General features: G+C 67.9%; 1 pseudogene. It reads right to left on the bottom strand.

The features are described from left to right. Positions 1-91: 91 nt before the first annotated feature. Positions 92-430: pseudogene (locus AB0H36_RS48115) on the bottom strand (DUF979 family protein); the annotation flags it as partial. Positions 431-1,099: the final 669 nt, after the last annotated feature.

The raw sequence follows: 1,099 nt of genomic DNA, 5'->3' as shown, positions 1-1,099 counted from the left end.
CAAGTCCCAATCTCCCAGCACGCAAGGGCATTCTCGCGTTACGGCACGCTCACCCCAGCCAACTCACCCCAGTCCATCGGTGGATCCAGGCTTAGAAGGCGAAGACGTACATCAGGACGATGTTGCAGGCCAGCAGCGGGACCGCGGTCGGGATCTGGGCCTTGATCGGGCCGTACTGGTCCTTCATCTCGAGAAGCGCTGCTGGGACCAGGTTGAAGTTGGCGGCCATCGGCGTACAGAGGGTGCCGCAGAAGCCGGCCAGCATGCCGATCGCGAACACGATCGCCGGGGTGCCGTCGAACTGCTCGACCAGCAGCGGCCAGCCGACCGCCGCCGTCATCACCGGGAACGCGGCGAACGCGTTGCCCATGATGATCGTGAAGACCGCCATGCCGATGCAGTAGAGCGCGACCGCGGCGATCAGCGAGCCCTTGGCGCCTTCGGCGACCCGCTCAGCCGCAAACCCCGCCCACGTGGTCGGCGAGTGGACCGCGGCCACGCGTCGGCAGTCGACTTCGGGGCGACTGCCTTTGCCACCTCCGGCGGGGCGTACCAGTCGTCATCCACGCTCACGCACTCGTCGGTGGACCCGTGGGCACGCGAAGGGACACCGCCTCCGGCGGCGGCTGATTGTGTGCGCCTTCGGCGGGGCGCGGAGCCGGTCAACTGGGTCAGGTACTCGGCGACAGATGGCGGACACGCGATCGGATACCGCTCGGCGGCGGCAGTTCCTTGCGCCGTCGGCGGTCGACGCTGTCAGCCGCACCCATGCCACCCCGCGAAGGGATCCCGATGCTGCGGACCGCCAGGCCATCACAATCACCACCTATAACCCGGCACTCTGCCTGGCACCGCCGACGCCAGCCGATTGTGATGGCCTGGCGGTCCGCCCCTCGACAGCCGAATCCCACCAACCCAACGGCCGGCGCTCGCTCAACCCGCGCCCACACATCCGTCACAAGAGGGGATGTCCGTCCGTGTTGTGCCTTCTCCTCTCGCGTATCGAGGGAGAAGGCACAACACCAACCGGTATACCCAAGCGGGGGCGGGTTGGGGGGGCGGGCCGCGGGCACGCGACAGCGTGGTGTGGTGCTACTAG

It is taken from the genome of Kribbella sp. NPDC050820 (genome assembly GCF_040653975.1).
Classification (GTDB): domain Bacteria; phylum Actinomycetota; class Actinomycetes; order Propionibacteriales; family Kribbellaceae; genus Kribbella.
This window is presented reverse-complemented; position numbering and strand designations above follow the sequence as displayed.